This window comes from Leisingera sp. F5, assembly GCF_001593695.1.
The window spans coordinates 1-1,306 of the sequence record NZ_LUKH01001067.1 but is presented as its reverse complement, the minus strand read 5'-3'; the positions used below and the strand labels follow the sequence as shown (position 1 = coordinate 1,306).

The 1,306-nt window shown below is 60.3% G+C and carries 2 protein-coding genes; one reads left to right on the top strand and one right to left on the bottom strand.

Annotation, left to right across the window (positions count from 1 at the left end; genetic code table 11):
- Positions 1 to 266 (bottom strand): LysR family transcriptional regulator (locus A2I95_RS38925; protein WP_291737728.1); only part of this gene is annotated, 266 nt, incomplete at its 3' end.
- A gap of 115 nt (positions 267 to 381) precedes the next feature.
- On the opposite strand from A2I95_RS38925, the gene A2I95_RS38920 reads away from it, so the two are divergent.
- Positions 382 to 1,306: sterol desaturase family protein (locus tag A2I95_RS38920; RefSeq protein WP_291737727.1), on the top strand; the 925-nt coding region annotated here is incomplete at its 3' end.

Below are 1,306 nucleotides of genomic sequence, written 5' to 3'. Positions count from 1 at the left end.
GCTCCAAACAGGCTGGCAGTGGAAAACGCCATATCCCCCAGCGCCTGACGCAGCGAATAGGCATAGGCCTTGCCCATTTCCGTCAGCGCCAGCCTGCGCGCGGCGCGGGTGAACAGTTTGCAGCCCAGCTCGGCCTCCAATGAGCGCACATGCAGGCTGACCGCGGTCTGGGTCAGCCCCAGCTCCTGCGCCGCCACCGTGAAGCTCAGATGCTGCGCTGCGCTTTCAAACGAGCGCAGCCAGGCCAGGTTGGGCAGTTTCCGCATTTATCACCAAAATTATTTTGCGATTTACCTTCGAATTACTCGTTTTACTTGGCGCAGGCTATTCTCTTATTCCTGTATTCAACGCCGCAACCCGTTTCAGGCGAGGATTTCCCTGATGACCACCACCGACATGAACACAGCCAGCCCCCAGGCAGAGTGCCCCGAGCCCGGCCCGATGAGCCGCGAATGGCATTGGCACCCGGACCTGCCGGTGAATCACGCGCCCTACTGGCACTGGCCGCCCAAGCCCCGCAGGCTGGCAAAATGGCTGTGGCAGAACTGGCTGCAGGTCTCTGACCGTTCAATCTATCTGGCGCTGGCTTTTGCGGTGGCCTTTTGGCTGCAGCCGGTGACCGCAGCGCAGTCCGGTTTCGCCTTTGGCTGGATCGCTACGGTATTCCTACGTAACTGGCTGCTCCTGCTGGTGGTCGCGGGCGGCCTGCACCTGTGGTTCTATGGCATCGACGGCCAGGGCAAGCTGCTGAAATACGACCCGCGCCCCTACATGAAACGCAAACATGCCCTCTATAAATTCGGCTATCAGACCTGGGACAACATCTATTACTCGATGGTCTTCGGCGCGAGTTTTCTGTCGGTTCTGGAGTGTTTCCTGCGCTGGACCTACGCCAGCGGAATCACCGCCACACTCAGCTTTGCCGCCCATCCGGTCTGGTTCATCGCCCTGTTTCCGCTGCTGGCGCTGTGGCAGAGCCTGCATTTCTACCTGGTGCATCTGTTCCTGCATCAGCCTTTCATCTACCGCCATGTGCACGCGGTGCATCACCGCAACGTCAACACCGGACCTTGGTCCGGCATGTCGATGCACCCGGTCGAGGCGGCGGGCTACCTTAGCGCCATCCTGATCGTACTGGTGCTGCCCAGCCATCCGGTGCATATGGTTTTCCTCGGTTACTGGCTGATGCTGGGCGCGGCCTCGTCCCATTCGGGGTATGAGGCGATCTGGGCCCGTGACCGTCAGGCCCTGCTGCTGGGCGCTTTCTTTCACCAGCTGCATCACCGCTATTACGAGTGCAATTACG